This window comes from Sphingomonas sp. 28-62-20, assembly GCF_002281505.1.
Genome location: NZ_NCGH01000032.1, coordinates 1 through 25256, shown reverse-complemented (window position 1 = coordinate 25256; position 25256 = coordinate 1). Strand labels below are relative to the sequence as shown.

The 25256-nt window shown below is 62.6% G+C and carries 19 protein-coding genes and 1 riboswitch; of the genes, 9 read left to right on the top strand and 10 right to left on the bottom strand.

Translation table 11 applies throughout. The features are described from left to right. The first annotated feature begins 643 nt into the window (after positions 1-643). Complete coding sequence (locus tag B7Y43_RS18520; protein WP_374133159.1) at positions 644-1822, top strand: hypothetical protein; 1179 nt, start codon at positions 644-646, stop codon at positions 1820-1822. Positions 1823-2024: 202 nt separating this feature from the next. Here B7Y43_RS18520 and cydX read toward each other — a convergent pair whose 3' ends face one another. From cydX to B7Y43_RS18505, 3 genes are read right to left on the bottom strand one after another with little or no spacing between them, the layout of a single operon-like run. Continuing rightward, positions 2025-2141 carry a CydX/CbdX family cytochrome bd oxidase small subunit gene (gene cydX, locus B7Y43_RS18515; RefSeq protein ID WP_374133158.1) on the bottom strand — a complete coding sequence of 39 codons (117 nt, stop codon included), beginning with the start codon at positions 2139-2141 and terminating at the stop codon, positions 2025-2027. A gap of 22 nt (positions 2142-2163) precedes the next feature. Next, positions 2164-3312: a cytochrome d ubiquinol oxidase subunit II gene (gene cydB / locus B7Y43_RS18510; RefSeq protein WP_374133157.1), complete on the bottom strand. Its 1149-nt coding sequence runs from the start codon at positions 3310-3312 to the stop codon at positions 2164-2166. Between the two features lie 18 nt (positions 3313-3330). After that, positions 3331-4920: a cytochrome ubiquinol oxidase subunit I gene (locus tag B7Y43_RS18505; protein WP_374133156.1), complete on the bottom strand. Its 1590-nt coding sequence runs from the start codon at positions 4918-4920 to the stop codon at positions 3331-3333. A gap of 110 nt (positions 4921-5030) precedes the next feature. Between B7Y43_RS18505 and B7Y43_RS18500 the strand changes: the two genes are divergently transcribed. From B7Y43_RS18500 to trxC, 4 genes are all read left to right on the top strand, one after another. Next, positions 5031-6566: an ABC transporter ATP-binding protein/permease gene (locus tag B7Y43_RS18500; RefSeq protein WP_374133155.1), complete on the top strand. Its 1536-nt coding sequence runs from the start codon at positions 5031-5033 to the stop codon at positions 6564-6566. Next, the gene (locus B7Y43_RS18495; RefSeq protein WP_374133154.1) at positions 6563-8152 is read left to right on the top strand and encodes an amino acid ABC transporter ATP-binding/permease protein; all 1590 of its coding nucleotides are present in this window, start codon (positions 6563-6565) and stop codon (positions 8150-8152) included. The genes B7Y43_RS18500 and B7Y43_RS18495 overlap by 4 nt, the downstream gene beginning before the upstream one ends. An 82-nt stretch (positions 8153-8234) precedes the next feature. Then, positions 8235-9089 (top strand): class I SAM-dependent methyltransferase, encoded by an 855-nt coding sequence (locus tag B7Y43_RS18490; RefSeq protein WP_374133153.1) that lies wholly within the window; start codon positions 8235-8237, stop codon positions 9087-9089. Between the two features lie 27 nt (positions 9090-9116). Next, complete coding sequence (trxC, locus tag B7Y43_RS18485; RefSeq protein ID WP_374133152.1) at positions 9117-9551, top strand: thioredoxin TrxC; 435 nt, start codon at positions 9117-9119, stop codon at positions 9549-9551. A gap of 38 nt (positions 9552-9589) precedes the next feature. Here trxC and B7Y43_RS18480 read toward each other — a convergent pair whose 3' ends face one another. The 4 genes from B7Y43_RS18480 to B7Y43_RS18465 are packed head-to-tail and all read right to left on the bottom strand — an operon-like array spanning position 9590 to position 14140. Then, entirely contained in the window at positions 9590-10396 is an 807-nt protein-coding gene (locus B7Y43_RS18480) for an ABC transporter ATP-binding protein (protein ID WP_374133151.1), read from the bottom strand. After that, positions 10393-11364 carry an iron ABC transporter permease gene (locus B7Y43_RS18475; protein WP_374133150.1) on the bottom strand — a complete coding sequence of 324 codons (972 nt, stop codon included), beginning with the start codon at positions 11362-11364 and terminating at the stop codon, positions 10393-10395. The genes B7Y43_RS18480 and B7Y43_RS18475 overlap by 4 nt, the downstream gene beginning before the upstream one ends. Then, positions 11361-12203 (bottom strand): ABC transporter substrate-binding protein, encoded by an 843-nt coding sequence (locus tag B7Y43_RS18470; protein ID WP_374133149.1) that lies wholly within the window; start codon positions 12201-12203, stop codon positions 11361-11363. The genes B7Y43_RS18475 and B7Y43_RS18470 overlap by 4 nt, the downstream gene beginning before the upstream one ends. Then, positions 12203-14140: a TonB-dependent siderophore receptor gene (locus tag B7Y43_RS18465; protein ID WP_374133148.1), complete on the bottom strand. Its 1938-nt coding sequence runs from the start codon at positions 14138-14140 to the stop codon at positions 12203-12205. Before B7Y43_RS18465 ends, B7Y43_RS18470 begins: the two co-directional genes overlap by 1 nt. A 145-nt stretch (positions 14141-14285) precedes the next feature. Continuing rightward, positions 14286-14491, bottom strand: a riboswitch (cobalamin riboswitch). Positions 14492-14654: 163 nt separating this feature from the next. On the opposite strand from B7Y43_RS18465, the gene B7Y43_RS18460 reads away from it, so the two are divergent. Together B7Y43_RS18460 and B7Y43_RS18455 are read left to right on the top strand one after the other, a co-directional pair. Then, entirely contained in the window at positions 14655-16952 is a 2298-nt protein-coding gene (locus B7Y43_RS18460) for a TonB-dependent receptor (protein ID WP_374133147.1), read from the top strand. A gap of 167 nt (positions 16953-17119) precedes the next feature. Beyond that, entirely contained in the window at positions 17120-18313 is a 1194-nt protein-coding gene (locus B7Y43_RS18455; protein ID WP_374133146.1) for an aromatic ring-hydroxylating dioxygenase subunit alpha, read from the top strand. Positions 18314-18381: 68 nt separating this feature from the next. Here the strand turns inward: B7Y43_RS18455 and B7Y43_RS18450 are convergent, their stop codons facing one another. From B7Y43_RS18450 to acs, 3 genes are all read right to left on the bottom strand, one after another. After that, the gene (locus B7Y43_RS18450) at positions 18382-19215 is read right to left on the bottom strand and encodes a TauD/TfdA dioxygenase family protein (protein ID WP_374133145.1); all 834 of its coding nucleotides are present in this window, start codon (positions 19213-19215) and stop codon (positions 18382-18384) included. Between the two features lie 49 nt (positions 19216-19264). Beyond that, positions 19265-21304, bottom strand: coding sequence for a M13 family metallopeptidase (locus B7Y43_RS18445; protein WP_374133144.1), 2040 nt, complete (start codon positions 21302-21304; stop codon positions 19265-19267). 78 nt (positions 21305-21382) lie between these two features. Next, positions 21383-23320 (bottom strand): acetate--CoA ligase, encoded by a 1938-nt coding sequence (gene acs, locus B7Y43_RS18440; RefSeq protein ID WP_374133143.1) that lies wholly within the window; start codon positions 23318-23320, stop codon positions 21383-21385. Positions 23321-23436: 116 nt separating this feature from the next. Here acs and B7Y43_RS18435 point away from each other — a divergent pair, with 116 nt between their 5' ends. Continuing rightward, positions 23437-24453 carry an aldehyde reductase gene (locus B7Y43_RS18435; protein ID WP_374133142.1) on the top strand — a complete coding sequence of 339 codons (1017 nt, stop codon included), beginning with the start codon at positions 23437-23439 and terminating at the stop codon, positions 24451-24453. Positions 24454-24519: 66 nt separating this feature from the next. Then, positions 24520-25256 (top strand): acyl-CoA carboxylase subunit beta (locus tag B7Y43_RS18430; protein WP_374133141.1); only part of this gene is annotated, 737 nt, incomplete at its 3' end.

Here is a 25256-nt window from a genome sequence, read left to right as displayed (position 1 = left end):
GGGAGTGGAGTAAGGTCAGGCGCGGCATAAACTCGAGATCGAAGTGAACAGGATTGTCATGGGAACGAAAGGGGCGTGGACGCCGGAGCGTCGTGCCAAGCAGGCAGCCATCATCGCCCAAACTCGACCTTGGGAGAATGCCACTGGCCCCCGGACGGACGCAGGCAAGGCCATCTCATCACGCAACGCTGACACGGGGGCAGCAGCAACGGCTGCGATGTTCAAGGCCGTCCGAATGGAAATGCGTGGCAGGGCGCTTCTCCAAGCGGAGCATCTGTTAAGGCGAATTCGCATATTGGAAGCGCGCCAATTCGACGTTCCGCTTGACGATGAATGTGGCAATCGGCCAGCCTCCGAATGAACCACGAACCTGTCCGGGCGCAACACTGCTCCCCGGCTCCTCTATAGAGATGTAGTAAGCCGAAATGTTCGTGATCATGATCATCAACGGTGTATGACGTTGGCTGATAGTGTGCGTTCTAGCATCGTGCGAGCGCGCCAAAGGAGCAGGAACAGCCTCCTAGCATTTGCCGATCCGCTTATGCCCTCTTTCAACGAAACTGGCATTGATCGTCTTCAGGTTCGGGTCAGGGGCATTTGCCGAAGTATCCAGCCCGGCAGTTCGTCGAGAGAATATCGTTCGTTGGTGGCGACAAATCATCCCGACATCGACTGGGTTGCAACGCCGCGTATATCCGGCAACCAGAGCGAGATTGTTACCCGTGCCAATATCGCCGCTACCATCGGCTTTAGATTGGTCGTCCGTGACAAAGATCACCACCACGCTGCGACTACGATTGACTATGCCTGCAATCCAACTCGGACGCTTGCCGATCTTCTCCTTCGATTTCGCGACATCGACGATATCGAGCACGTCGTTGACGAAATCAACGCGGTTGATTTTTTCACCGAGACGCCGGGACTACCGCACTCGCTGGACCATCAAACAAACTGGATCGCCGACCCCGATCTTGCGCATCGAGCGTTTGGCAGCGACGTTTTCACGGCGTTCCTGCCTATTTACGTGAGACAGCTACGAAGGCTTTCGGCGCTCCTTGTTTCGCCGGACTTCTACAGCGAAGTGGTGGAAGAGGGCGCTGACGATGTCGTTCGATCCAACGGCTATGAGGTGCGAATGGAATGGGGCCGCGCCTCCGCCCCGCAGGCCGAAACCTATTTCGAGCGACATCACGGATCGGCGCAGGCGGTCGTCCGTAGTGCTGCGCAAAACGTGCTTACCAAACTCGATGATGTCACCGTCAGGCACCATCTGTTCGAGACAGGGTTCGCGAGGCGCGGCGACCTGTTTTCGATGCGATGTCGGCTTCCACATGATCGCGAATTATCGGTGTACGCCAAGGATCATAACCGGCTGCGTTTCGAGGTCAGTCGCAAGAAAGCAGGGCGCTATCTCGCTCCGGTGCCACCGGGACCATCTGGACGTCTGCTGGCCATTATGACGTCGGAGCGCGAGGCGCTGCTGACGGCGCTTCAGTGGCGCGTCGTGGGGGAGTTGTTGTCCGAGCATCCAGTGCCCCTTGTTGGCGATCTGCTGTCATTGGTGACCCTGACGGCGTCCGCGTGTGACAAAAGCGGGAGCAGTTTCCGGGCGACGATATCTGCACTTTTGGCTGATGGCGGTATCAGTGAGACCGAGAGCAATGCGGCTCTGATAGTCGCTCTGGTGCGAAGTGGTGTCCTTGAGCGGACAACGTTGCGGCGGCGCGACCACGGAATGCCGAAGCGATTTGCTCTTCGCGGAGCATATTTTTCTGCGTTTGAGGCAATACTCGATGCACTTAGTACAAGCGATGGCGATTAGGTAGGCGCTCATAGGTGCTACAAAACGTGCAACAAAACTCGTTTTAGTATGCCACTAACATATTGAAAAAGAATAGATCATTTCGTCTCGGTTCGTCTCCAGCCCTGTCCACCAACACCCAATCCTTCCGCGTCCGGCGATGATCAAGCATCACTGGGTTTTGCAGCTTGGCCATGGGGAGGTTTTTGCTGGCCCCGTTACCTTAGTCGACGATCGTCTTGTCGCTGGCGGGGTCGCTATGGAATTCGTGCCACACGCCGTTCAGCACCGCGACACCGACGGCCAGGCCAAGGCCCAATATCCAGGTGAAATACCACATCAGATCAATCCTTTCGCGGCAATCAATAATAATCGGGGTTGAACCGGATCTGTTCGGTCGTGATGCGACCGAACATCACGCGATAGGCCCAGGCGGTATAGGCCAGCACCAAAGGCAAGAAGATGATCGTGACGATCAGCATCAAGAACAGCGTCGGCTGGCTTGATGAGGCATTCCAGGCGGTCAGGCTTGATGCCGGGTCGATCGAGCTAGGCAGGATGAAGGGAAACATCGACAGGCCAACGGTGGCGATGATGCCGATATTGGCCAATGATGAGCCGGCAAATACCAGCAGATCGCGCCGTACGGTAATTCCCAGCATGGCGATCAGTGGCCCGATCAGCCCCAGCACTGGTGCTGCCATCATCCAGGGATGCGCGGTGAAATTATCGAGCCAGGCCCCAGGTGCGGCAACGGCCTTGATCAGATGCGGGTTGGACGGGCCGGCCGGATCAATCAACCCTTCCAGGCGGAAGCCCAGGCTGCCCCAGGCGACAAAGGCACCGCCGCCCAGGAACAACAGGATCGCGATCGGTGCAGCGATTCGGCCATAAAGTCGGGCGCGGTTCAGCACTGGGCCGGGTTCAAGTTTCAAGCTGAGCCAGCCAGCGCCGTGCAGCACCAGCATCGCCACCGACAGCAGACCGGTCAGCAGGCTGAAGGGCGTGAACAAGCCGAGCAGGCCGCCTTCATAAAAGGAGCGTAAATCGCTATCGAGCCGAAACGGTGCCCCGAGCAGCACATTGCCGACAGCAACGCCGAACACCAGGGCGGGCACAAAGCCGCCGATGAACAATGCCCAATCCCAGCGGCTTCGCCATTTCGGATCATGATGTTTGGAGCGATATTTGAAGCCCACCGGCCGCAGGATCAGCGCGGCCAGCACCAGGAACATCGCAAGGTAAAAGCCTGAAAAGCTGACGGCATAGACCAGCGGCCAGGCGGCAAAAATCGCGCCGCCGCCCAGAATGAACCACACTTGGTTGCCCTCCCAGGTCGCGCCGATGGTGTTGATGACCAGTCGCCGCTCTTCATCGCTGCGCGCGACAAAGGGGAGCAAGGCGGCAGCGCCAAGATCGAAACCGTCGGTAAGCGCAAAGCCGATCAGCAACACGCCCATCAACGCCCACCAAATGATCCGCAGCGTTTCATAATCCAGCGGCACAGCCATTTTGGGTCTCCCGGTCGATTATTCAGCAGGAACGGCAAAAGCCGGGCTTGGTTCTGGGGCAGGCGGCACGGCATCATGGCGTGGTTGCCACGGCGTATAGGTTTCCGGGCCCTTCTTGATCATCGCCACCATCAGCCGCACCTCTATCACGGCTAGCGTCCCATAAAGCAGGGTGAAGCCGATAATCGTCGTCCAAATCGCCGAAATGCTCAGGCTCGATGCGCCCAGGAAAGTCGGCAGGACCCCATCGACTGCCCAAGGCTGGCGACCGATTTCCGCGACCAGCCAGCCAATCTCCGCCGCCAGCCAGGGCAGCGGGATGATCAACACGGCCGCGCGCAAAAACCATTTGCGATCGAAGCGGCGGGTGTTCGCGAAATAGAGCGCCACCCCGAAAAAGGCGATGAAGAAAAAGCCCAGACCGGCCATGGCCCGGAACAGCCAGAATAAGGCGGGCACGTTGGGCACGGTCGACCACGCCGCCTTGTCGATCGTCGCGGCATCTGCCGTGCGCGGATCGGCGACATAGCGTTTCAGCAGCAAGGCATAGCCAAGATCGTGCTTGCTGCGTTCAAACGCCGCGCGCGCGCTGATGTCCTTGGGATTGGCCTTTAGCCGTTCCAGCGCATCATAAGCGGGCAAGCCATTGACGATGTGATCGCGCGCATCAGCGACGAGCGGATAAATGCCCTCGACAACGCCCGTCAGGCTGCGCGTGCCGATCAAGCCCAGCACATAGGGGATCTTGACCTGATACAGCGTCTCGCGGCCCTGGTTAGAGGGCATGCCGAACACCGTAATCCCGGCGGGTGCCGGTTCGGTGTGCCATTCGGCTTCGATCGACGCGAGCTTCATCTTCTGGTTGTCGGTCAGCGCATAGCCGCTTTCATCGCCCAGCACGACGACCGACAAGGCGGACGCTAGGCCGAAAGCGGCGGCGACCGCGAAGCTGCGCTTGGCAAGCTCAAGATGGCGGCCTTTGAGCAGATAATAGGCCGAAACGCCAAGCACGAACACCGATGCCGTCACATAGCCAGCGCTCACCGTATGGACGAACTTGGCCTGGGCGACGGGGTTGAACAACATCGCGCTGAAATCGGTGACTTCCATGCGCATCGTCATTGGGTTGAAGACCGAACCCACCGGATTTTGCATCCAGCCATTGGCGATCAATATCCACAACGCCGACAAATTGGAGCCCAGCGCGACCATGAAGGTGGTGGCGAGGTGCTGGCGCTTGCTCAGCCGGTCCCACCCAAAAAACATCAACCCGACAAAGGTCGCTTCGAGGAAGAAGGCCATCAGCCCCTCGATCGCGAGCGGCGCGCCGAAAATGTCGCCGACATAATGCGAAAAATAAGACCAATTGGTGCCGAATTCGAATTCCATCGTCAGCCCGGTGGCGACGCCGAGCACGAAATTAATCCCGAACAATTTCGCCCAGAACCGCGTCACATCGCGCCAAATTGGGCGATCGGTCATCACATAAACGGTTTCCATGATGACCAGAATGAACGACAGGCCCAGCGTCAACGGCACGAACAGGAAATGATACATGGCGGTCAGCGCAAACTGGAGCCTCGACAGTTCGACGACAGCCATGTCCATTGGATATTCCTCGATGCGATTCGCCAATGTGCGCCTGTTAGCGCGAAACACGCTTTAGCGCGACAAAGGCAATTGCCCTCTCATGGCTATTAATTCCTCACCACCGCATCATGCGTAAACAGAAACTTGCTGGCTGGGCTTGGCTGATCGATGTCGCCGGGGCAGCGCTGTTTGCCTGGGGCATCGCAGCGGCAATCAGCGTGCTAGCGGGCGGCGGTGCGCTGCCGATAGCGGCGCCAGTCGCCATGGTCATGGGGGGGCTGATCCGCGCGGCGTCGGTGATGCTGGTCCACAGATTGGCGATCGCGGGCGCGCAACGCACAGCGGCGGGCGTGCGGCAGGCGATGGTTGCCCGGCTACTCTCCGCGCCGCTGCCGTTCGCGCCGCTGATTGGCCAGGCGGCTGTGCTGGCGATCGATCATCCCCAGACAATCGAACATTATGAAGCCCGCTTCGTGCCTGCCCGACTGGCGGCCAGCGCCGCGCCGATGCTTGTCCTGGTAATCATTGCCTTTGCCAGCCTGGTCGCCGCCGGGATCCTGTTTGCCACGCTGATTCCCTTTGCCCTTGGCATGATCCTGACCGGATCGCTGGCACGTGGCGCGTCTGAGCGGCAGCTGGCGGCGCTTGGCCAGTTGTCGGGGCTGTTCGTCGATCGCGTCCGCACCCTGCCGATCATCCGCCATTTCGGCGCCGAGGAACGAATCGCCCGTCAGGTTGAGGCGGCGACGCGCGATGTCGCCGATCGCACAATCACCGTGCTGCGCGCAGCCTTTCTCTCCAGCGCGACCATGGAGTTTTTCGCCGCGCTGTCGGTTGCCCTAGTCGCGGCTTATTGCGGGTTTAGCCTGCTTGGGCTGCTGCCCTTTCCCGCCCCCGAGGCGCTAACGCTGCGCGAAGCCTTTTTCGCACTCGCCATGGCCCCCGAATTCTATCTGCCGATGCGCCGGATGGCGGCGGCCTATCATGAAAAGCAGCTTGGCGAAGCGGCGATGGCTGAACTCCGCCCAATCCTCGACACTGCAATCGCCCCGCCGCCACAGGCGCGTTATGTCGGCGTCGCGGCGCAAGGCTTGACGATTGACTGGCCGGGGCGCCGGATCGGCCCCGTCAATCTGTCGATCGGCGCCACCGGCATGATCGCCATTACTGGGCCCACGGGCAGCGGCAAGACCAGCATGCTCGCCGCCATTGCCGGGCAGATCATCCCCAGCAGCGGATCGGTAACCGCCATCGCGCCCGATGATATCGCCTGGGCGGCGCAGCGCCCGCTGATCCTGCCCGGCAGCTTGCGCGACACGCTGGCGCTGGCCCGGCCCGGCGTGGATGACGCGGCGATTATCGCGGTCGCGGAACGTGTCGGGCTGATGCCGTTGATCACTGGCCGGGCGGAGGGGCTGGACCTTTCGCTTGATCATCGCGGATCGGGCCTGTCGGGCGGTGAGCGCCGCCGGATCGGGCTTGCCCGCGCCTTGCTCTCCGGCCGGCCGCTGCTGCTTTGCGATGAGCCGACTGCCGATCTTGATGCCGAAAGTGCCGAGGCCATTATCGCGCTGCTCCACGATATTGCCCGCCATCAGGCCGTCATCGTCGCCACCCATGATGGGCGGCTGATCGACCGCGCCGATGCGGCGGTGCACCTATGAGCCAGCCAAAGCCACCCGCCGATTTGGGGCTGGGCGAACGCGGCACGCTGCGCTGGGCGTTGATCTGCGCGGTGCTTGCCGGGGTCTCGTCGATCCTGTTGCTGGCGCTGTCGGGCTGGTTCCTGACCGCCGCCGCCTTGGCCGGGGCAGCGGGGGGCGGGGCGGTGCTGGCGTTTAATTATCTGCTGCCCAGCGCGGCGATCCGGGCGCTGGCGATCATCCGGACCGGCAGCCGTTATGGCGAGCGGTTGCTGGCGCACCGGGCAGCGTTGCTCGGCATGGCAAAGCTGCGCGCTGATTTGTTCGGCAAGCTGGCCGTGCAGGACAGTCGCCTGGCCGATGACCTTTCCGGCGGCGATGCCAGCGCGCGATTGATCGGCGACATCGCCGCGCTTGAAGATCTGGTCGTCCGACGCCCAACCCGGCCAGCGAGCCTGATCGCCGCGACTTTTGCGGTGGGCCTGACGCTTTTCGCCGGTTGGGCAGCGGCGCTAACGCTCGCGGCGATGCTGGCGGCACTGCCGCTGCTGCTTGCGCTTGCTGCCAAGCGATTGACCGCGTCCCCGGCGCATGACGCTGCCGATGCGCTGGGCGAGTTGCGGACCCGCTTCGTCGATCTCGCCGCCGCCCGGCCGGAGATTATTGCTTATGGCCTTGGTGATCGCGTGACCGCCGATCTCGCTTTCCCCGCCGCACGGCTCGATTCTGCCCGGGCAAAGCTGTTTCGCGGGGAGGGAGCAATTGCGGCGCTGATGCTGGCCTATGGTGCGCTGAGCGCCGCGCTGGTGCTGGCGCTTGCTCGCGGCCCGGCTGCCGAGGTCGCGCTGGCCTTGCTAGCCGCGACGGCATCGGTTGAGGCGATGGCTGCCTTTGCCCGCACCGCGCTGCGCCAGGCGAGCGTTGATGAATCGCTGGCCCGGCTGGCGGTATTGACTGGCTTGCCCGGCCAACTGGCCCCATCGTCGGCGACTGCGCCAACCCCTGCGACTATCACGCTCGGTGCGTATGACCTGGCACCGGGATCGCGCCTTGCCATCACCGGCATTTCAGGATCGGGGAAGACGCGACTGGTTGAGGCGCTGGCCGGGCTGCGACCGGCGATCCACGCCATTGCCCTGGACGCGGTGCCGATCGCTGACTGCCCGGCCGATTGGCTGCGCGGGCAGCTGGCGCTATCGCCGCAGGACGCGACATTGATTGCGGGCACGATTGCCGACAATCTCCGCCTCGCTCGCTCGCGCGTGACCGCTGACGAGATGCACGTCGCGCTCATCACCGTCTGCCTCGCCGATCGTATTGCGACGATGCCGGACGGCCTTGAGACGCGGATTGGTGAGGATGGCGGCACACTGTCGGGCGGGGAGCGCAAGCGGTTGTCGCTTGCCCGCGCGCTGCTCGCCGGGCGGCCCTGGCTGATCCTGGACGAGCCAAGCGAGGGATTGGATGCGGGGACCGAGGCCGATCTGATCGCCCGGCTCGATCACTGGCTCACCACCAGCGGCACTGGGCTGATCCTGGTGTCGCATCGTCCTGCACCGCTCGCGCTGGCGGATCGCCGCGTCGATATCACCAAGATCGTCGCCTGATACCGCACCCTGTGGACATGCCTACCAAAAGGGTGAAAGCGACAGGCCAGCAGACCCCGGCCCACATTCAAGGAGCGCCCGCATGACCGCCCCCGAAAACCCCAGCATCAACGATTGGGCCGGCGCACGTGGCGAGAAATGGCTGGCGCAGCTTGGCCAGATGGAGGCGATGCTGGCACCAGCCGACCAGCCGTTGATCGACCAACTTGCGCTAAAGGGCGGGCGGCGGATTGCTGATCTTGCCTGTGGCGGCGGCGGGACCACATTGGCGGTCGCTAAGGCTGCTGATCCGGATGCGGCGATTTTTGGCTATGATATTTCGCCGGCCTTGGTCTCCTTTGCTCAGCAACGCGCGGCAGGGCAGGGGGCAGACCAGCCGGGTACGGCACCGGTTTTTGCGGTGGGGGACAGTGCAACCCTGCAGGTCGACGATCGCTTTGATCGCATCATCTCGCGCTTCGGCACGATGTTCTTTCCCGAACCCGCGCGCGCCTTTGCCAATATCGCGCAGTTGCTTGCGCCCGGCGGCCGTTTCGCCTTTGCGGTGTGGGGGCCGCTCGCTGACAATTACTGGATGGGGATCATCCGCGAGACGGTGGGCGAACTCGTCGATCTGCCGGTGGTGCCAGCCGATGCGCCCGGGCCGATGCGCTATGGCGAGGTGAGCGTGCTGCTGCGCCTGCTCGCCGATGCTGGCTTTGGCGATGTAACGGTGCAGGATTGGCGCGGCGATCTGGCGATTGGCGGCGGGCTTGCGCCGCGCGCGGCGGCGCAATTCGCGATAGACGGCATGTCCGTCGCCCAAGTGCTGGCCGACAAGGGCCCGGCGCTGGTGGCGCGCGCGGTGGACTTGCTGGCCGATCGGTTCGCGGCGCATTGGGAAAATGATGCCGTGCGGCTGCCCGCGCGGGTGCACCTGGTGAGCGGCGGGCGCTGAGCTTTTGGGATCACGAAAGGACAGCGCATGACCACCGATATTCTCGTTTGCCCGCATTGCCAGGGGCTGAACCGCGTGGCTGCGGCCCGGCTGGGCGACCAACCTAGTTGCGGCAAATGCCACCGTCCGCTCACCACCGCCGCCCCGATCGACGCTGATCAGGCGCTGTTCGACAAGATGGTGGCGAAAAGCAGCGGGCCGGTGCTGGTTGATTTCTGGGCGAGCTGGTGCGGCCCCTGCCGCATGATGGCCCCCGCCTTCGCGGCCGCTGCGGCCGATCTTGATCCGGGTGTGCGGCTGCTAAAGGTCGATACCGAAGCCGAACAGAGCCTCGCGGCGCGTTACGCGATCCAATCAATCCCGACGCTGATCCTGTTCAAAGGCGGCCGCGAAATCGCGCGGCAAGCGGGCGCAATGGATAAGACGGGGATTTTGCGGTGGGTGGCGGCCACACAAAGTTGATGAACTGCCGCCGCCGCCGTTCGGCATGCGCCTCGACATCAAACGAGGGTCATCGTGCCGGGCAAGCCTGCGCTCTCCCGATCGACCGGGATGATGAAGCGCTGGCCCTGCGGTGTCAGGCCTACATAGGTGGTGACGCCATAGGTGTCGGCGATCAGCGTCGGGGTCAGCACGTGATCGGGGGTGCCCTGGGCGATTATCCGCCCGGCGCGCATCAGGATGATCTGATCGGCAATCCGTGCGGCATGATTGAGATCGTGGAGCACCACCACCACCCCGGCGCCAGCACGCGCGACCCGGCGCAGGCAATCGAGACCGTCGAGCTGGTGCGCTGGATCAAGATTGGCGAGCGGTTCGTCGGCGAGCAGCCATTCGGGCGTCCCCGCCAGCACCCGCGCCAGCAGCACGCGCGCGCGTTCGCCGCCCGACAGGCTGTTGACGACGCGGGTGGCAAATTGAGTGACATCGGTGGCCGCCATTGCAGCCGTAATAGCGGTGCGATCCGCAGCGCTCTCTCCCCAGCGCCCGCGATAGGCAAAGCGCCCCAGCCCAATCAGCGTGGCAACATCGATATCCCAATGAACGTCGCCGGTTTGCGGCAAAAAGCCGATCCGCCGGGCGAGGTCGCGCCGGTCAATCGTCGTTCGCGCCACCCCGCCCAGCCGGACGACGCCCGAATCCGCCGCGCGCAATCCAGCGAGGCAAGCGAGCAGCGTCGATTTCCCCGCACCGTTGGGCCCGAGCACAACGGTCACCGTGCCGGGGGCGAAGCTAGCGCTCACCTTATCGAGGATCGTCGCGCCATCCAGCGTCAGTGACAGGTTGTCGGCGGCAAGCATCGTCATGCCAGCCTCCGCCGCATCCGCAGCAACAGCATCAGGAAAAACGGCCCGCCGAGCATCGACATGGCAATGCCCAGCCGCAATTCGCTCACCGTCGGCAAGGCACGCACCGCGCTGTCAGCCACCAGCAGCAGCAGCGCGCCGCCCAGCGCCGAGGGCAGCAGCACCGCCGATGGCCGGTGTCCAGCAAAGGGGCGGACAAGATGCGGTACGATCAACCCGACAAAGCCGATCACCCCAGCGGCGGCCACAGACGCGCCAACGCACAGGCCGACCCCAAGTACGATCAGTATTTGCAGCCGTAGCGGATCGACCCCCATTGTCCGTGCCGTCGTCTCGCCCAGCGTCAGCGCATCGAGCGCCCGCCCCGTCATCGCCAGCAGCGCCATGCCCAGCGCGGTGATCGGCAGCGCCAGCGCCACGTCATTCCAGCTGCGATCGGTCAGCGCGCCCATCAGCCAGGTGACGATCTGGGACGTGACAAACGGGGTGGGGGCCAGGCTGATCGCCAATGCCGTCAGCGATCCGGCGACGCTGGACAGGATCACCCCGGCCAACGTGAAGACGATCAGGCTCGCCGATCGCCCGACGATCAGCGCCAGCAACGCCATGGCCACGCCTGCGCCCGTCAGCGCGAAGATCGGCAACAGCCATGCCGACGCGCTATAGCCAAAGAACAGCGAAATCACCGCGCCCAACGCTGCGCTGGCCGAAACCCCGAACAAGCCGGGATCGGCCAGCGGATTGCGCAGATAGCCCTGCATTGCGGCCCCCGACAGCCCCAACCCAGCGCCAACGACAGCGGCGAGCACGGTGCGCGGCAGCCGCAATTCCATGACGATCAACCAGCGTGGATCGGCGCTGCCCCAGGCGCTGGGCGGTACCCAAATCTTGCCCGCCACCAGCGACACCAGCATCGCCGCGACGATCGCACTGGCGAGCAGCGCATTGAACCGGCGCGTTCGGCTCATAATGATCGCCGCACGTCAGCCAGACGCGTGACCGCATCGATGATCGTCGGCCCGCCGCAATGCAGCAGCCGTTCGCCAAAATCACGCACCGCAACGCTCGGCTTCAAGCGATTGAGCACGGGATGGCCGAGCATCCGATCGGCCTGTTTCGCGTCGCGATCGCCCACCGCGAGCAATACGCGTGGCGGGCGCGCGACAAGATATTCTAGCGGCAACACATCCCATTGCTGCAGGCCATATCTGGCGCTGAGGTTGCGAAAGCCAGCGACGCGCAGCAGTTCATCGGCAAGCGTGCCACTGCCCGGCACCAACCCGCCGCCCTGCCAGATCAGCGCAGGGATAGGGGCGTGGCCGGGATTACCCGCCGCCCGAACCGCGGCGTTCACCTGGGCGACCAGCCGTTCGCCGCGATCGGCATGGCCGGTGACGCGGGCGATGGCGCGGATCTGGTCGTTGCTCTCAGCGATGCTGGCGGGCACCGGCAGTTGCACCAGCCGGATGTGCAGGCGCGCCAGCGCAGCGATCGTCGGGGGCGCGACATGGCCACCGGCGATGACGATATCGGGGGACAGCGCCACCACCTCTTCGGCGGTGCCCGATGTTGCCGTGAAGCGCGCCGCGATCGACAACGGGATCGATGTCGATCGCCGATCTTGCGAATAATGGCTGATAGCGGCGATCTGCGCGGGATCGGCGACCCGCACCAGCACCGCATCGACACACGGGTTGATCGATACGATGCGCGGCAGTTGGGGCCGGGGAAGACGCGGCAGCCGCCCGGCGCTGGCGGTTGCCGCCAGCGCCGTCCCCAACACCGCCAGGATCACTCCTGCCCGCATCAATAGCGCAGCCGAATACCGGCATAGGCTGCGCGACCGATCGATCCGAACCCGAACGCGGTCTCGTATCCTTCATCGAACAGATTTTCGATCCGGCCGTAGAGATCGACCCGCGACGTGACTGGAAAAGAAGCGCGCAGATCAGCCAGCACATATCCTTCCAGCCGGGTGCTGTTGCTGGCATTCTCGAAGCTCTGGCCGACATGAGTCAGTGTCACGCCCGTCTCGAGCCCGAACGACCAGCGGTAATCGACCAACGTTGTCACGCTGTGCTGGGGACGCCGGGCGAGCTGTCTGCCGAAATTGGCGTTACGTGGGGATCGGTTGGTCGCATTGGTGTAGGTATAATTCGCCTGCACCTGCAGCGCCTGCATGGGCTGGATCGTCAAGCCGAATTCAACGCCTTCGGCACGCGCCCGGGCAACATTGTCAAAGGTACCGAAAGGCCGGTTCGTACAAATGCCGGTCCTTGGCAGGGGGCAGGAGACGAAGGCGATCAGATCGGTCGAATCGCGCCGAAAATAGGTCGCGCTGGCGGTCAGGGTGCTGCCGATCAGTTTTTGGGTCACCCCCGCATCCCAGCCATACGATCGCTCGGGCTGCAACAGTTGGTTGCCGAAGTTGCTCTGCAGCTGGAAAAGCGACGGTGCCTTGAACCCCTCGGCATAGCTCGCGCGGATTGCCGTACCCGTCGCGTCCGATGTCCATACCCCGCTCGCGGCGAAAGTTGTCGCGCCGCCGAAGCGGTTGTGATCATCATGCCGCACCCCGCCCGTTACCGACAACCCGGCAAGTGGCGTCAGCAAAAGCTGGCCATAAATGCTGTCGATCCGCGCGCGCGACCGGGCGACCGGGCCGCCCGAACTGCTCGTGGTGGACCGTGACGTCTCGCGCTCGAGCCCGGCCGTCGCCTGCCAGCCATCGGTAATGTCGAAAACACCCTGATATTCGAACCGCTCGTTACGCCCCGTTCCGGCAAAGGTTTCGACTGGCGCGCCGGTGAGGTTGACGCTCCGGCGGCGCGTATCGGTGTAAGCAAAGCCCGCGCGGTTGCGGAACCGGCCATCGAAAAGCACGACGTTGAGGCCGGTATAGGCGACAATCTCCCGCGTGCGGGATTCCTCGTTGACATCGCCCAGCGCAAAAGTCGGCGGTGGGAAGCCGTCGATATTGACGCGCCCGTTGGAAAACCAGCCGCGGGCATCAATCGACAGCCAGTCGGTCAGCGCCAGGTTGAGATTGGCGTTGGCGCCGAAATTTTCATAGCCGTCGCGTTCCCGTGCACCGCGCGCTTCGCTGAAAGACGAGATGCCGCTTGATCGAAACCAGCCACCGCCGGCGCTCAGCGACAACGGACCGGCCTTGCCGGCGATGTTGCCCACGATTTGCCCAGTATCGCGAAAACCATATTCGCCGCGCAAATTGACGGTCAATTGCTCGGTCGGCGCACGCGTGATCATGTTGACGACGCCGCCGATCGCCTGGCTGCCCCAGAGCACCGAAGAGGGCCCCCGCAGCACTTCGATCCGCTCGATATTGCCGATCAGCAGATTGCCGAAGAAGAACCCGCCGCCGGGCGATGACGGATCGTTGAGTTTCACGCCGTCGATCAGTGCTACGGTTTGTTCGCTCTCGGCGCCACGAATGAACACCGATGTCACGCTGCCGACACCGCCGTTGCGGGCAACCGTCACCCCAGGCACGGTTCGTAGCACATCGCTGACCGTCACTGTCTGGCGACGCTCAAGTTCGGCTGAATCGACCACTGTCACAGACTGGCCGATACGATCGATCGGCTGCGGCGATCGATTGGCGGTAACGACGATGACGGGTTCGCTGGCTGCATTCCCGGCAGCCTGTTGCGCATGGGCCTGGCCACCCAGCCCGAATGTGGCGGTGGCAAAAAATAACGTGGATTTCGTAAATGATAGATGCATGGTATCCCCTTCTCTCAACAAAAAAGGGGTCGCACGCGCCAATGGCACGACAGCATCATCGCCGGTTGTCACCTGCGCGCGCCACCCCGTTCGATGTCGTCACGCGAGGAAAGACCCTCGATCACGCTGAACACCCCGTCCGCGCAAAGGACCGACTGCGACAGGCAGGTCTCCTGGCTCCCGGGTCACAGCAATCGCCCCGCCTTCCCGGATATTTGCATATCCAGTGGCATTTCAGGGCGACCGCTCACCGGTCACAGTTGCGGGGACAGCCGCGGCATACAGGGCGATTCCCTGCTTCCGCGTTCCCTATTATTCCCCTCTCGGGGAACCTGACGCACGGCTTTGATAATCAGATGAAGCGTTTGAGACAAGTCGCTTAGCGCGTCGGGCGGCGCGCCCAGCATTGCTTTCGATTAAAACTGACCCCGCATCGTCATGCATCTGCCCTCATATTGCAGCGCAGCATTCACAGTCCTCCTCCAGGGGTTTGGCTCCACCACGGGGACATTTCATGACATCCTATCGTTCGCTTACCGCAGCGCTGCTCCTGTCCACTTCCTTCGCCGCCACTGCCGCCCATGCGCAATCAACCGAGTCGCAGGAACTGACGACGAACGAAGCCGGAGCAAGCGATCCCGACATCCTCGTCACTGCCCAGAAGATCGAACAGCGCGCGGTTGACGTGCCGATCACCATCTCGGTCAATAGCGGTGCGCGGCTGCGCGAACTTGGCGTTTCTGATCTGGACGAGCTTTCAAATTTCGTGCCCGGCCTGAACATCCAGGAGCAAAGCGCGAACAATCCCGGCATCGTCATTCGCGGCATCACGTCAGACAGCGGCTCAGCCCAGCAAGCCCCCCGCGTGACGCTCTACTATAACGGTGTCGATATCTCGCGCTCGCGCGGGTCCTATCAGGCGATTTATGACGTCGACCGGATCGAAGTGATCAAGGGTCCGCAGGCAACATTGTTCGGCACCGCCTCTGCGGTTGGTGCGATCAGCATCGTTTCAGCGCGACCGAAGCCCGGTTTTTCGGCTCAGTTGACTGGCGGCTATGGCAATTTTGACGCGTATCTCGTTTCGGGTTTCGTCAATGCCGGCAATGACACGATCGCGCTCCGCCTGGCGGGTGAATATAAAAATCGCGACGGCTATGTGACCAATCTGTCGGCTCGGCAGCCGAACCGGCTCTATTCGCAGGATCAGCTCGGGCTGCGCGCCTCGCTGCGCTACACGCCTGTCGATGCGCTGACCGTCGATTTGATCGGCACCTATGATCGCCAGCGTAATGGCGGCACGCCCTTCATCTCGGGTACTCTCCCGACCGAGGCTGGCCGGGCCAATCCCTTTGGGGCGGCCAATCTTTCCGGGTCGCCGGTTTCCGCCGCCGTGCTCGGCGCGCCGAATCTGGGCCTGACGCGTGACGTCTATGACGCGAATCTGACTGTCGCCTATGATTTCGCGCCTGGCTGGACCTTCACGACCGTCAATGGCTATCGCCGCTTCGACAGTCTGGAGATTTTCGACGCAGACGGTTCGCGTGCCTTCTTCCTGGAATTCGCCGAAAATGCGTTCGGCTATCAGTTCAATCACGAATCGCGCTTTGCCTATAAGGACGATCATTTCCGCGCAGCATTTGGCGGGAATTTCTTCCGTGAAGACAGCCAGCAGGTGGTGCCGTTCTCCAGCAACGAGGCGACCTATTTCACCTGTGCGGTTGCGGCGACGCGGCCCAATTGCGTTTTGCCCAATGGCACCGTTCCCGCTGAAGCCGGACCGCTGACGCTGTACCAATCGGTGTTCGGCAATATCGGCAAGAACGACACCTATTCGCTGTTCGGCGATGTTACCTGGCTGGCAACACCGCGATTGGAACTGACGGCGGGTGCCCGTGTATTGATCGAACAGCGCAGATCAGGCTTTTTCGCCACGGTGCCGCGTTCGCGATTGAACCCGGCGCTCGCCTCGCTGATCCCTGGTCAGGTCGATACTGCTGGCCAGACTTTTTTCGTACAGGACAGCTTTTCGGCCGTGCTGCCCCGCTTCAATGCGCTGTACCGGGTCAGCGATAACATCAATGTGTTCGCCACGATCTCCAAAGGCCGCCGCTCGCCGACGGTCCAGCTTGGCGCGCGGGCAACCGCAACCGGGCCAGTGGCCGCGCTCACGCCCGTGGCTGAAGAAAATGTCTGGAATTATGAAGGCGGCATCAAGGGTAAGATTGGCCCCGTCTCCGGATCGCTCGGCGTCTATTATCAAAACTACACCGATTTCCAGGTGAGTGTGGTCCAGCCCAACGGTACCACGCTGACGCAGAGCGCAGGCAATGCGAATAACTTTGGCGTGGAGGCAGAAGCCAATTGGCGGGTTGCGCCCTGGCTGAACATCTTCGGCAATATCGGCTATATCAATGGCGGGATCAGCCGCGACAGCGCCTTTTCGCCGGCCTTTGCCGGTGCGCGTTTCCGCCTGCAGCCGGAAATCCAGACGGCCGCTGGCTTCACCATTGATGCACCGTTGGGGGGCGGCATTCGGGTCTTTGCTACCCCGACCATGACCTATCGCAGCCAGATCTTCTTCGAATTGCCCAACAACCCGCTGATTTCGCAGGCGGGCGTCACGCTCTATAATGCCCGCGCCGGCGTCAGCTTTGACAATAATCGTTTCGAGATTGCCGGCTTCGTTCGCAATGCCAGCAATGAGCGCTATCTGCTCGATGCGGGCAACACGGGCGGCGCCTTTGGCATTCCGACTTTCATTCCGGGCGAGCCGCGCTTCTATGGCTTCCAGGTTTCGGCCAAGTTCTAACCCACGGGCCAGCGGGCGGGGATGTTTCCTCGCCCGCTGGCGTCCCTGAAATTCCGGGCGCGGCGGGCTCCGCGCCGATTGACCGGGCAAGCCAAGCTGGTAGCGTTACGCGCATTCCCGCGCCCCTGCACGCGCCCCTGCCTGCAACTTGCCACCGGAGCAGCCCGATGTACGATCAGATGCCATCCGCCGCAGGCCTTGTCGCCAGCGATCCCGATGCCGATTGGGGCTTGCCCGGCTGGACCTATAACGACCCCGATTTCTTTGATGCGGAAATGGCCGCCGTCATTCGCCCGTCCTGGCAGATCGTCTGCCACGAAAGCGATCTCGCCCGCACGGGAGACTGGCGATCGATCGATTATGTTGGCGAAAGCGTCATCGTCGTGCGCGGCGAAGACGGCGTTGTGCGCGGCTTTACCAATGTCTGCCGCCACCGTGCGATGCGGCTGCTGGATGGGACGGGCGGCTGCGCCAAGAAGATCATCTGCCGCTATCATGCCTGGGCTTATGAGCTTGACGGGCGGCTGACCGGCGTCCCTGAAAGCCGCGATTATCCGATGCTCGACAAAGCCAGCCAGGGGCTGAGCCCGGTCGGCCTAGAAATCTGGCGCGGCTTTGTTTTTGTCCGGCTGGACGATGATGGCGGACCATCCGTGGCGGCAATGATGGCGCCCTATGAGCAGGAGATCGAACCGTATCGCTTCGCGGATTTGCGCACGATCACGCCCGCCTATGTGCGGCCGCGCGCGGTCAACTGGAAGAATATCGGCGATAATTATTCGGACAATCTGCACATCCCGGTTGCGCATCCGGGGCTGACCCGGCTGTTCGGCAAAAGCTATGCGATCGCCGCTGAACCCTATGTCGACAAGATGTCGGGCTATCTGGTCGACAAGCCGTCGGTTGATCCGTGGGAACGCTTCTACCAGACTCATTTGCCGCATGCTGATCATCTGCCCGAGGCCAATCAGCGGCTATGGCTCTATTATAAGCTGTGGCCCAATATCGCTTTTGATATCTATCCCGATCAAGTCGATTTCATGCAGTGGCTGCCGATCAGCCCGACGCAATCGGTGCTGCGGATGATGGCCTTTGCGCTGCCCGATGACCGCCGCGAAATGAAGCTGGTGCGCTATGCCAATGATCGGATCAATCGGCACGTGAACGCCGAAGACACCTGGCTGATCACCCGCGTGCAGGCCGGCATGGCGTCGAAAAGCTTCACCGTCGGCCCGATCGGGCGGAGCGAAGTGTGCCTGCGCAGTTTCGCCGCAAAGATCCGCGCGGCGATCCCCGAAGCCCGGTTGCATCACGCGCCACCGCCCGGCTGGAGCAAGCGCCCCCAGACCGTGCGCGGGTGAGGGGCGGGGCTTTGCTTGGATTGCCTTGACGGAATCGCTCTCCGGCGAACTGCATCGCTCAGCGCGATTCAGTTCAACGCCACGCCGGAAATCGTGATCCGGTGCATCAGCCGCTTGTGGCCGTGGTAATCATTCACCGCGAAATGCCAGGTCGATCGATTGTCCCACACCGCCACTGATCCCGGCTGCCATTGCAATCGGCACTGGAATTCCTCCCGCATCGCGACCGAGTAGAGATATTGCAGCAGCGGCTGGCTTTCCTCGCGGGTCCAGCCTTCGAAATGGAGCGTGAAGGCCGGATTGACGTAGAGGATCTTGCGACCGCTCACCGGGTGGCGGATCACCGCGGGGTGGACCGCGTTGGCGCGGATGTCGTGGCCCTTCAGGTCGGCGGCCTGGTCGGTCTTGGCGTAGATGCCGTCATGGCCATAGATGTGATCGGCACTGTGCACGGCGCGCAGGCCAGCCAGCGTCGCCTTCAGCCCATCTGACAGCGCGTCATAGGCAGCACCCAGGCTTGTAAACAGCGTATCGCCCCCCGTCGGCGGCAGTTCGCGGGCGACAAGGATTGATCCCATCGCGGGGACAGGATCATAGCTATGGTCGGTGTGCCAGCCGCCGCCGATATTGACGAATTGCGTCTCGGCTTTGCGCACTTCGGCGATCTCGGGATAGCCGCCGTTCGCGGGGAAATAGTTGTTGACGTCGATCTCACCCCAGCGGCGCGCAAAGGCGATGTGATCTTCAGGGGTTAGCTGCTGGTCGCGCAACATAACGACGCCAGTGTCGGCGAGCGCCTGGCGGATTGCCGTGAGGTCGTTGTCGCTGATCGCCCGCACATCGACGCCAGTGACTTCCGCGCCGCACTGCGCGGCCAGCGGCTTGATTTGCATTTCGCCCATGCTGCCTCTCCATTTCTTATGAGCGCAGCATGGGCGAATGCGGGTGTCTTTACCAGATGTGGACGCGCTTTTCGGGCGGCAGGTACAGTTTGTTGTCGGGCTTGATGTCGAACGCAGCATACCAGGCATCGACATTGCGGACGATGCCGTTGACGCGGAAGTAAGGCGGGCTGTGCGGATCGGTCAGCAGGCGCGCCCGTGCCGCGCCTTCGCGAAGCTTGGACTGCCACGCCTGCGCATAGGCCAGGAAGAAGCGCTGATCGCCGGTCAGCCCGTCGATCACCGGGGCCTTGCCGTTCTTCGCCTGATAGCGCTGGTATGCGCCATAGGCGGCCTCAACCCCACCGAGATCGCCGATATTTTCGCCCAGTGTCAGCTTGCCGTTGACCTTGGTGCCGGGCAGACCTTCATAGGCGTCATATTGCGCAGCCAGCGCTGCGGTCCGTTCGGCAAACGCCTTTTTGGCTTCAGGCGCCCACCAATTTTCGAACTTGCCGGTCGGGCCGAACTGGCTGCCCTGATCGTCGAAGCCATGGCCCATTTCATGGCCGATGATTGCGCCGATCGCGCCATAGTTCACCGCCGGATCGGCATTGGGATCGAAATAGGGCGGCTGCAGGATCGCCGCCGGGAAGGTGATCTGGTTGGCCAGTGGATTATAATAAGCGTTCACCGTCTGCGGCGTCATGCCCCACAGGGTGCGATCGACGGGCTTCTTGAAGCGTTCAAGCTCAAGCGCATGCTCGAACTCACCCGATCGCATGACGTTGCCCAGCATGTCGCCGCGAACAACCTTGAAGCTCGAATAATCGATATATTTGTCGGGGTGGCCGATCCGGGGTTCGAACGCGGCAAGCTTGACGAGCGCCGCCTTGCGGGTTGGCTCGTCCATCCATGCAGACTTGCTGATGCGATCCTGATAGGAACCGCGCAGATTCTCGATCAGCTCGGTCATCTTGGCCTTGGCCGTTTGCGGGAAATACCGGTCGACATAAAGCTGGCCAACGGCTTCACCCAAGGCGCCATTGGCAAGCTGAACGCCACGCTTCCACCGGTCACGCTGGGTTTGCACGCCCGACAGCGTCTTCGAATAGAAATCGAACCGGGCAGTATCGAACGTCTTTGACAGATAGCCCGCGTTGCTGCTCACAAAATGGAAGGCCATGTAATCCTTCCAGGTCTGCAGCGGGGTCGCGACCAGAATCTTGCCCATCGCCGTGATCGCGGTGTTGTTCGCGAACAGGATCTTCGGCGCGCTGTCGAGCCCCGAAACCTTCAGCATCAAGGCCCAATCCCATTCGGGGGCCTTTTTCTCGAGCCCGGCCAGATCCTGCGGATCGTTCAGTGCCATGATGTTGCGGCTCTGCTCGGGCGTCCAATGTTCTTTGGCGAGCGCGGTTTCGAGCGCCATGATCGCATCGGCTTTGGCGCTGGCATTGGCGATGCCGGCCAGTTCCTGCATTTTCTGGATATAAGCACGATAGGCCTTGCGATAGCCGTCATACTTTTCGCCTTCGAGCAGGTAATAATCGCGGGGCATGCCCAGCCCACCCTGGCCGGTGGCGGCGGTGTAGCGTGTCGGATCGGCGAGGTCGGGGATGATGCCGATGCCGACCGGGGATTGATAGCCAACGGTCGCGAACAGCGTCTGCAGATCGGTCAGGTCCTTCACCGCCGCAATCTTGGCGAGATAGGGCTTTAGCGGCTCGCCACCCTTGGCCTCGATCGCTGCCTCGTCCATCCAGGTGCCGTAGAAATCGCCGACCTGCTTGCCAGTCGCGCCATATTTTGCGGGGTTGGCAGCCATATCGTCCAGGATCTTCCGCACATTGGCTTCGGCTTCGTCGGTCAGGACGTTGCCATAGCCAACCGCGCCCTTATCGGCCGGAATTTCGGTGCGCTTGTCCCAGCCACCATTGGCGAAGGTCCAGAAATCGTCACCGGCCTTAGCGGCGGCGTCCTTGGCCGACAGATCGACGCCGAAGCTGCCATAGCGCGGTGCGGTGGGCGCATCTTTCGACAAAGCCGGCATGGCCAGAGCGATGATGGCAGTGGCCGCCGCTAGGCGGGCATAACGATGAAGCTGCATGAGGACCTCTCTTATAGTGTATTGCTCAGATATAGCGGTGAGAGTCGGCACCCGCAAGCGAAAAATGTAAGACGTCCCTTACATCACCCGGTTCGCCACCAAATCGTCCACCACCGTCGGATCGGCCAGTGTGCTGGTATCGCCCAGCGCCGTTACGTCCCCCTCGGCAATCTTGCGCAATATGCGCCGCATGATCTTGCCCGAACGGGTTTTGGGCAGGCCCGGCGCGAACTGCAAAGCGTCGGGCGTCGCGATCGGGCCGATTTCGGTGCGCACCCAATTGCGTAGCTCGGTGCGCAGCGCGTCATCCCCGCTCTCCCCGGCGTTGAGCGTGACATAGGCGTAAATGCCCTGGCCCTTGATGTCGTGCGGCATGCCGACCACCGCAGCTTCGGCGACCTTGGGGTGGAGCACCAGCGCCGATTCGACCTCTGCCGTGCCCATCCGGTGGCCGCTGACATTGATCACATCATCGACGCGCCCGGTGATCCAGTAATAGCCATCGGCGTCGCGGCGGCAGCCATCGCCGGTGAAATATTTGCCGGGATAGGTGGTGAAATAGGTCTGGAAGAAGCGGTTATGATCATTCCACACCGTCCGCATCTGCCCCGGCCAGCTACGCGCGATGACGAGGTTGCCCTCGCTCGTACCGGTCAACACTTGTCCCTCGGTATCGACCAATTGTGGATCGACGCCGGGCAGGGGCTGGGTGGCGCTGCCGGGTTTCAGCGCGGTGGCGCCCGGCAGGGGGGCGATCATCGCGCCGCCGGTTTCGGTCTGCCACCAGGTATCGATAATCGGGCAGCGGCTGTCGCCCACCACCTCATGATACCAGCGCCACGCCTCAGGATTGATCGGTTCGCCGACGGTGCCGAGCAGTTTTAGCGACGCGCGGCTGGTGGCGGTGACGAAGCTGTCGCCATCCTTCATCAGCGCGCGTAGTGCCGTCGGGGCGGTGAAGATGGTGTGAACCTTGTGCCGGTCGACGATCTGCCAGATGCGGCTGGCATCGGGCCAATTGGGTAGCCCTTCATACATCAACGTCGTCGCGCCATTGGCGAGCGGACCGTAGAGGATGTAGCTGTGCCCGGTGACCCAACCGATATCGGCGGCACACCACCAGACATTGCCCGGTCGGTAATCAAAGCACAGTTCGTGCGTCAGGCTCGCCCAGAGCAGATAGCCGCCGGATGTATGCAGCACACCCTTGGGCTGGCCCGTCGATCCGCTGGTGTAGAGGATGAACAGCGGATCTTCCGCGCTCATCACTTCCGCCGGGCAATCGGTCGAGGCGGTGGCGGCGGCGTCGTGATACCAGATGTCGCGGCCGGGGTGCATCGTCACGTCGCCGCCGGTGGCGCGCACTACGATCACCTTTTGCAGCGCCTGCGCGCGGGCTGCGGCGGCGTCGACATTGGCTTTGAGCGGGATTTTCTTGCCGCCGCGCCGCCCTTCATCGGCGGTGACAACAAAGGCGCTGTCGCAATCGGTGATCCGCCCGGCCAATGCTTCGGGTGAAAAGCCCCCAAATACCACCGAATGGATCGCACCGATCCGCGCGCAGGCCAGGATGGCGAAGGCGGCTTCGGGGATCATCGGCATATAGATGGTGACGCGATCGCCCTTGGTCGCGCCCTGGCCTTTAAGCACATTCGCGAAGCGGCAGACCTCGGCATGAAGCTGGCGGTAGGTGAAGCGGCGCGGCTCCTCTTCGGGCGCGTCGGGTTCCCAGATCAGCGCGATCTGATCCCCGCGCTTGCCCAGATGCCGGTCGATGCAATTAGCGGCAACGTTGAGCTTGCCGTCGGCAAACCATTGGATGTGAAAATCCTTCTCGTCGAACGACCAGTCGCCCGCAATCTCGGGCCGCTTGATCCAATCGAGCCGTCGCGCCTGTTCGAGCCAGAAGCTGCCGGGATCGGCGATCGAGCGGCCATAAAGCCGGTCATAGCCAGTCGCATCGAGTCGCGCGGACTTCGCCCAGGCGTCGGGCACGGGATAGAGCGTTTCGGTCATCCTGATCTCCTGCACCCGCAATAGTGGCGCAGCGCGTGGCTTAGGCCAAGCCAAACCGCTTGGCTTCATTTCAGTTTCGATATAAAACTGTTCTGTAGACGATCGGGAGAATGGCAATGAGCGGACAGGTTCTGGTAACCGGCGGCAGCGGCTATATTGGCGGCTTTGTGATCCGGCAGCTGGTGGCGGAAGGCTGGACCGTCAACACCACGATCCGCTCGCTGGCCAGAGAGGCCGAGGTGCGTAAAGCGCTGGCGGTGCCCGCCGACAAGCTCAATTTCTTCGCCGCCGATCTGCTGAGCGATGCGGGCTGGGCAGAGGCGGTTGCCGGGTGCAGCCATGTCGTCCATGTCGCGTCGCCACTGCCGAATGGGGCGGTGAAACATGAAGACGATCTGATCGTACCAGCGCGTGAAGGCGCGCTGCGCGCGCTGCGCTTTGCCAAGGCGGCAGGGGTGAAGCGCGTGGTGATGACCTCGTCAGTCGCTGCCATCGCTTATGGCCATGGCAAGAAGATCGGCACCTATACTGAGGCGGTGTGGACCGATGTGAACGGCCCGCAGGTCCATGCTTATGCCAAGTCGAAAACGATCGCCGAACGCGCCGCGCGCGATTGGATGGCGGCGGAAGGCGGTGCGATGGAGTATGTCTCGGTCAATCCCGCCGCGGTCCTCGGCCCCGTGCTCAGCGCCGATTTTTCGAGCTCGGTCCAGATCATCACGCGGCTGCTCTCCGGATCGCTGCCCGGTCTGCCCAATTTCGGCTTTGGCGTGGTCGATGTGCGCGATGTCGCCGATCTCCATGTCCGCGCGCTTACCGCCGAGGGCATCGATGGCGAACGCTTCATTGCCTCTGGCCCGTTCATGATGATGAAGGACGTCGCCGCTGTGCTCCGCGACCGGCTGGGGAATGAGGCGCGCAAGGTGCCGACGCGGGGCCTGCCCGATTTCCTGCTGCAGTTGAGCGCTCTGTTCGACCCCACGATCCGGATGGTGACGGGCGAACTCGGCAAACAACGGATCACTCCATCCGATCACGCCCGCGATGTGCTCGGCTGGGTGCCGCGCCCTGCTGCCGACACGATCGCAGACAGCGCGCGCAGCCTGATCGATATGGGTGTGGTGAAGGTCTGAACTGCATCACGGTTGCGTTTCGCGCGAATCCTTGGAAAGGGGGCTAACCGTCGTCTGGGGAGCCCTATGGAAACGATCGTCGATCGCCTGGAAGCAAAGCGTGCAGCGGCACGATTGGGTGGGGGCGAGAAGCGGATCGCGGCGCAGCACGCCAAGGGCAAGCTGACCGCGCGCGAGCGGCTGAACGTGCTGCTCGACCAGGGATCGTTCGAGGAACTCGACATGTATGTCGAGCATAATTGCGTCGATTTCGGCATGGCGGACCAGATCATTCCCGGCGATGGCGTGGTCACCGGTTCGGGCACGATCAACGGCCGGTTGGTGTTCGTGTTCAGCCAGGATTTCACCGTGTTCGGCGGATCGCTGTCCGAACGGCACGCGCAGAAAATCTGCAAGATCATGGACATGGCGATGAAGGTCGGCGCGCCCGTCATCGGCATCAACGATTCGGGTGGCGCGCGCATCCAGGAAGGCGTTGCCTCGCTGGGCGGCTATGCCGAAGTGTTCCAGCGCAATGTGCTTGCCAGCGGCGTCGTGCCGCAGCTCAGCCTGATCATGGGGCCATGCGCTGGCGGCGCCGTATACAGCCCCGCCATGACCGACTTCATCTTCATGGTGAAGGATAGCAGCTATATGTTCGTCACCGGCCCCGATGTCGTGAAGACCGTCACTAACGAAGTGGTCTCGCAGGAGGAACTCGGGGGTGCCGTGACGCATACCACGAAGTCGGGGGTCGCCGATGTTGCGTTCGATGATGATATCGAAGCGCTGCTCGCGGCCCGCGACTTCGTGGACTTCTTGCC

Bases quoted from the DNA above. Each gene is read 5' to 3' on its own strand.
- cydX (WP_374133158.1), bottom strand. From the start codon at position 2,141: ATGTGGTATTTCACCTGGATATTGGGCCTTGGCCTGGCCGTCGGTGTC.
- cydB (WP_374133157.1), bottom strand. From the start codon at position 3,312: ATGGCTGTGCCGCTGGATTATGAAACGCTGCGGATCATTTGGTGGGCG.
- B7Y43_RS18505 (WP_374133156.1), bottom strand. From the start codon at position 4,920: ATGGACATGGCTGTCGTCGAACTGTCGAGGCTCCAGTTTGCGCTGACC.
- B7Y43_RS18500 (WP_374133155.1), top strand. From the start codon at position 5,031: ATGCGTAAACAGAAACTTGCTGGCTGGGCTTGGCTGATCGATGTCGCC.
- B7Y43_RS18495 (WP_374133154.1), top strand. From the start codon at position 6,563: ATGAGCCAGCCAAAGCCACCCGCCGATTTGGGGCTGGGCGAACGCGGC.
- B7Y43_RS18490 (WP_374133153.1), top strand. From the start codon at position 8,235: ATGACCGCCCCCGAAAACCCCAGCATCAACGATTGGGCCGGCGCACGT.
- trxC (WP_374133152.1), top strand. From the start codon at position 9,117: ATGACCACCGATATTCTCGTTTGCCCGCATTGCCAGGGGCTGAACCGC.
- B7Y43_RS18480 (WP_374133151.1), bottom strand. From the start codon at position 10,396: ATGACGATGCTTGCCGCCGACAACCTGTCACTGACGCTGGATGGCGCG.
- B7Y43_RS18475 (WP_374133150.1), bottom strand. From the start codon at position 11,364: ATGAGCCGAACGCGCCGGTTCAATGCGCTGCTCGCCAGTGCGATCGTC.
- B7Y43_RS18470 (WP_374133149.1), bottom strand. From the start codon at position 12,203: ATGCGGGCAGGAGTGATCCTGGCGGTGTTGGGGACGGCGCTGGCGGCA.
- B7Y43_RS18465 (WP_374133148.1), bottom strand. From the start codon at position 14,140: ATGCATCTATCATTTACGAAATCCACGTTATTTTTTGCCACCGCCACA.
- B7Y43_RS18460 (WP_374133147.1), top strand. From the start codon at position 14,655: ATGACATCCTATCGTTCGCTTACCGCAGCGCTGCTCCTGTCCACTTCC.
- B7Y43_RS18455 (WP_374133146.1), top strand. From the start codon at position 17,120: ATGTACGATCAGATGCCATCCGCCGCAGGCCTTGTCGCCAGCGATCCC.
- B7Y43_RS18450 (WP_374133145.1), bottom strand. From the start codon at position 19,215: ATGGGCGAAATGCAAATCAAGCCGCTGGCCGCGCAGTGCGGCGCGGAA.
- B7Y43_RS18445 (WP_374133144.1), bottom strand. From the start codon at position 21,304: ATGCAGCTTCATCGTTATGCCCGCCTAGCGGCGGCCACTGCCATCATC.
- acs (WP_374133143.1), bottom strand. From the start codon at position 23,320: ATGACCGAAACGCTCTATCCCGTGCCCGACGCCTGGGCGAAGTCCGCG.
- B7Y43_RS18435 (WP_374133142.1), top strand. From the start codon at position 23,437: ATGAGCGGACAGGTTCTGGTAACCGGCGGCAGCGGCTATATTGGCGGC.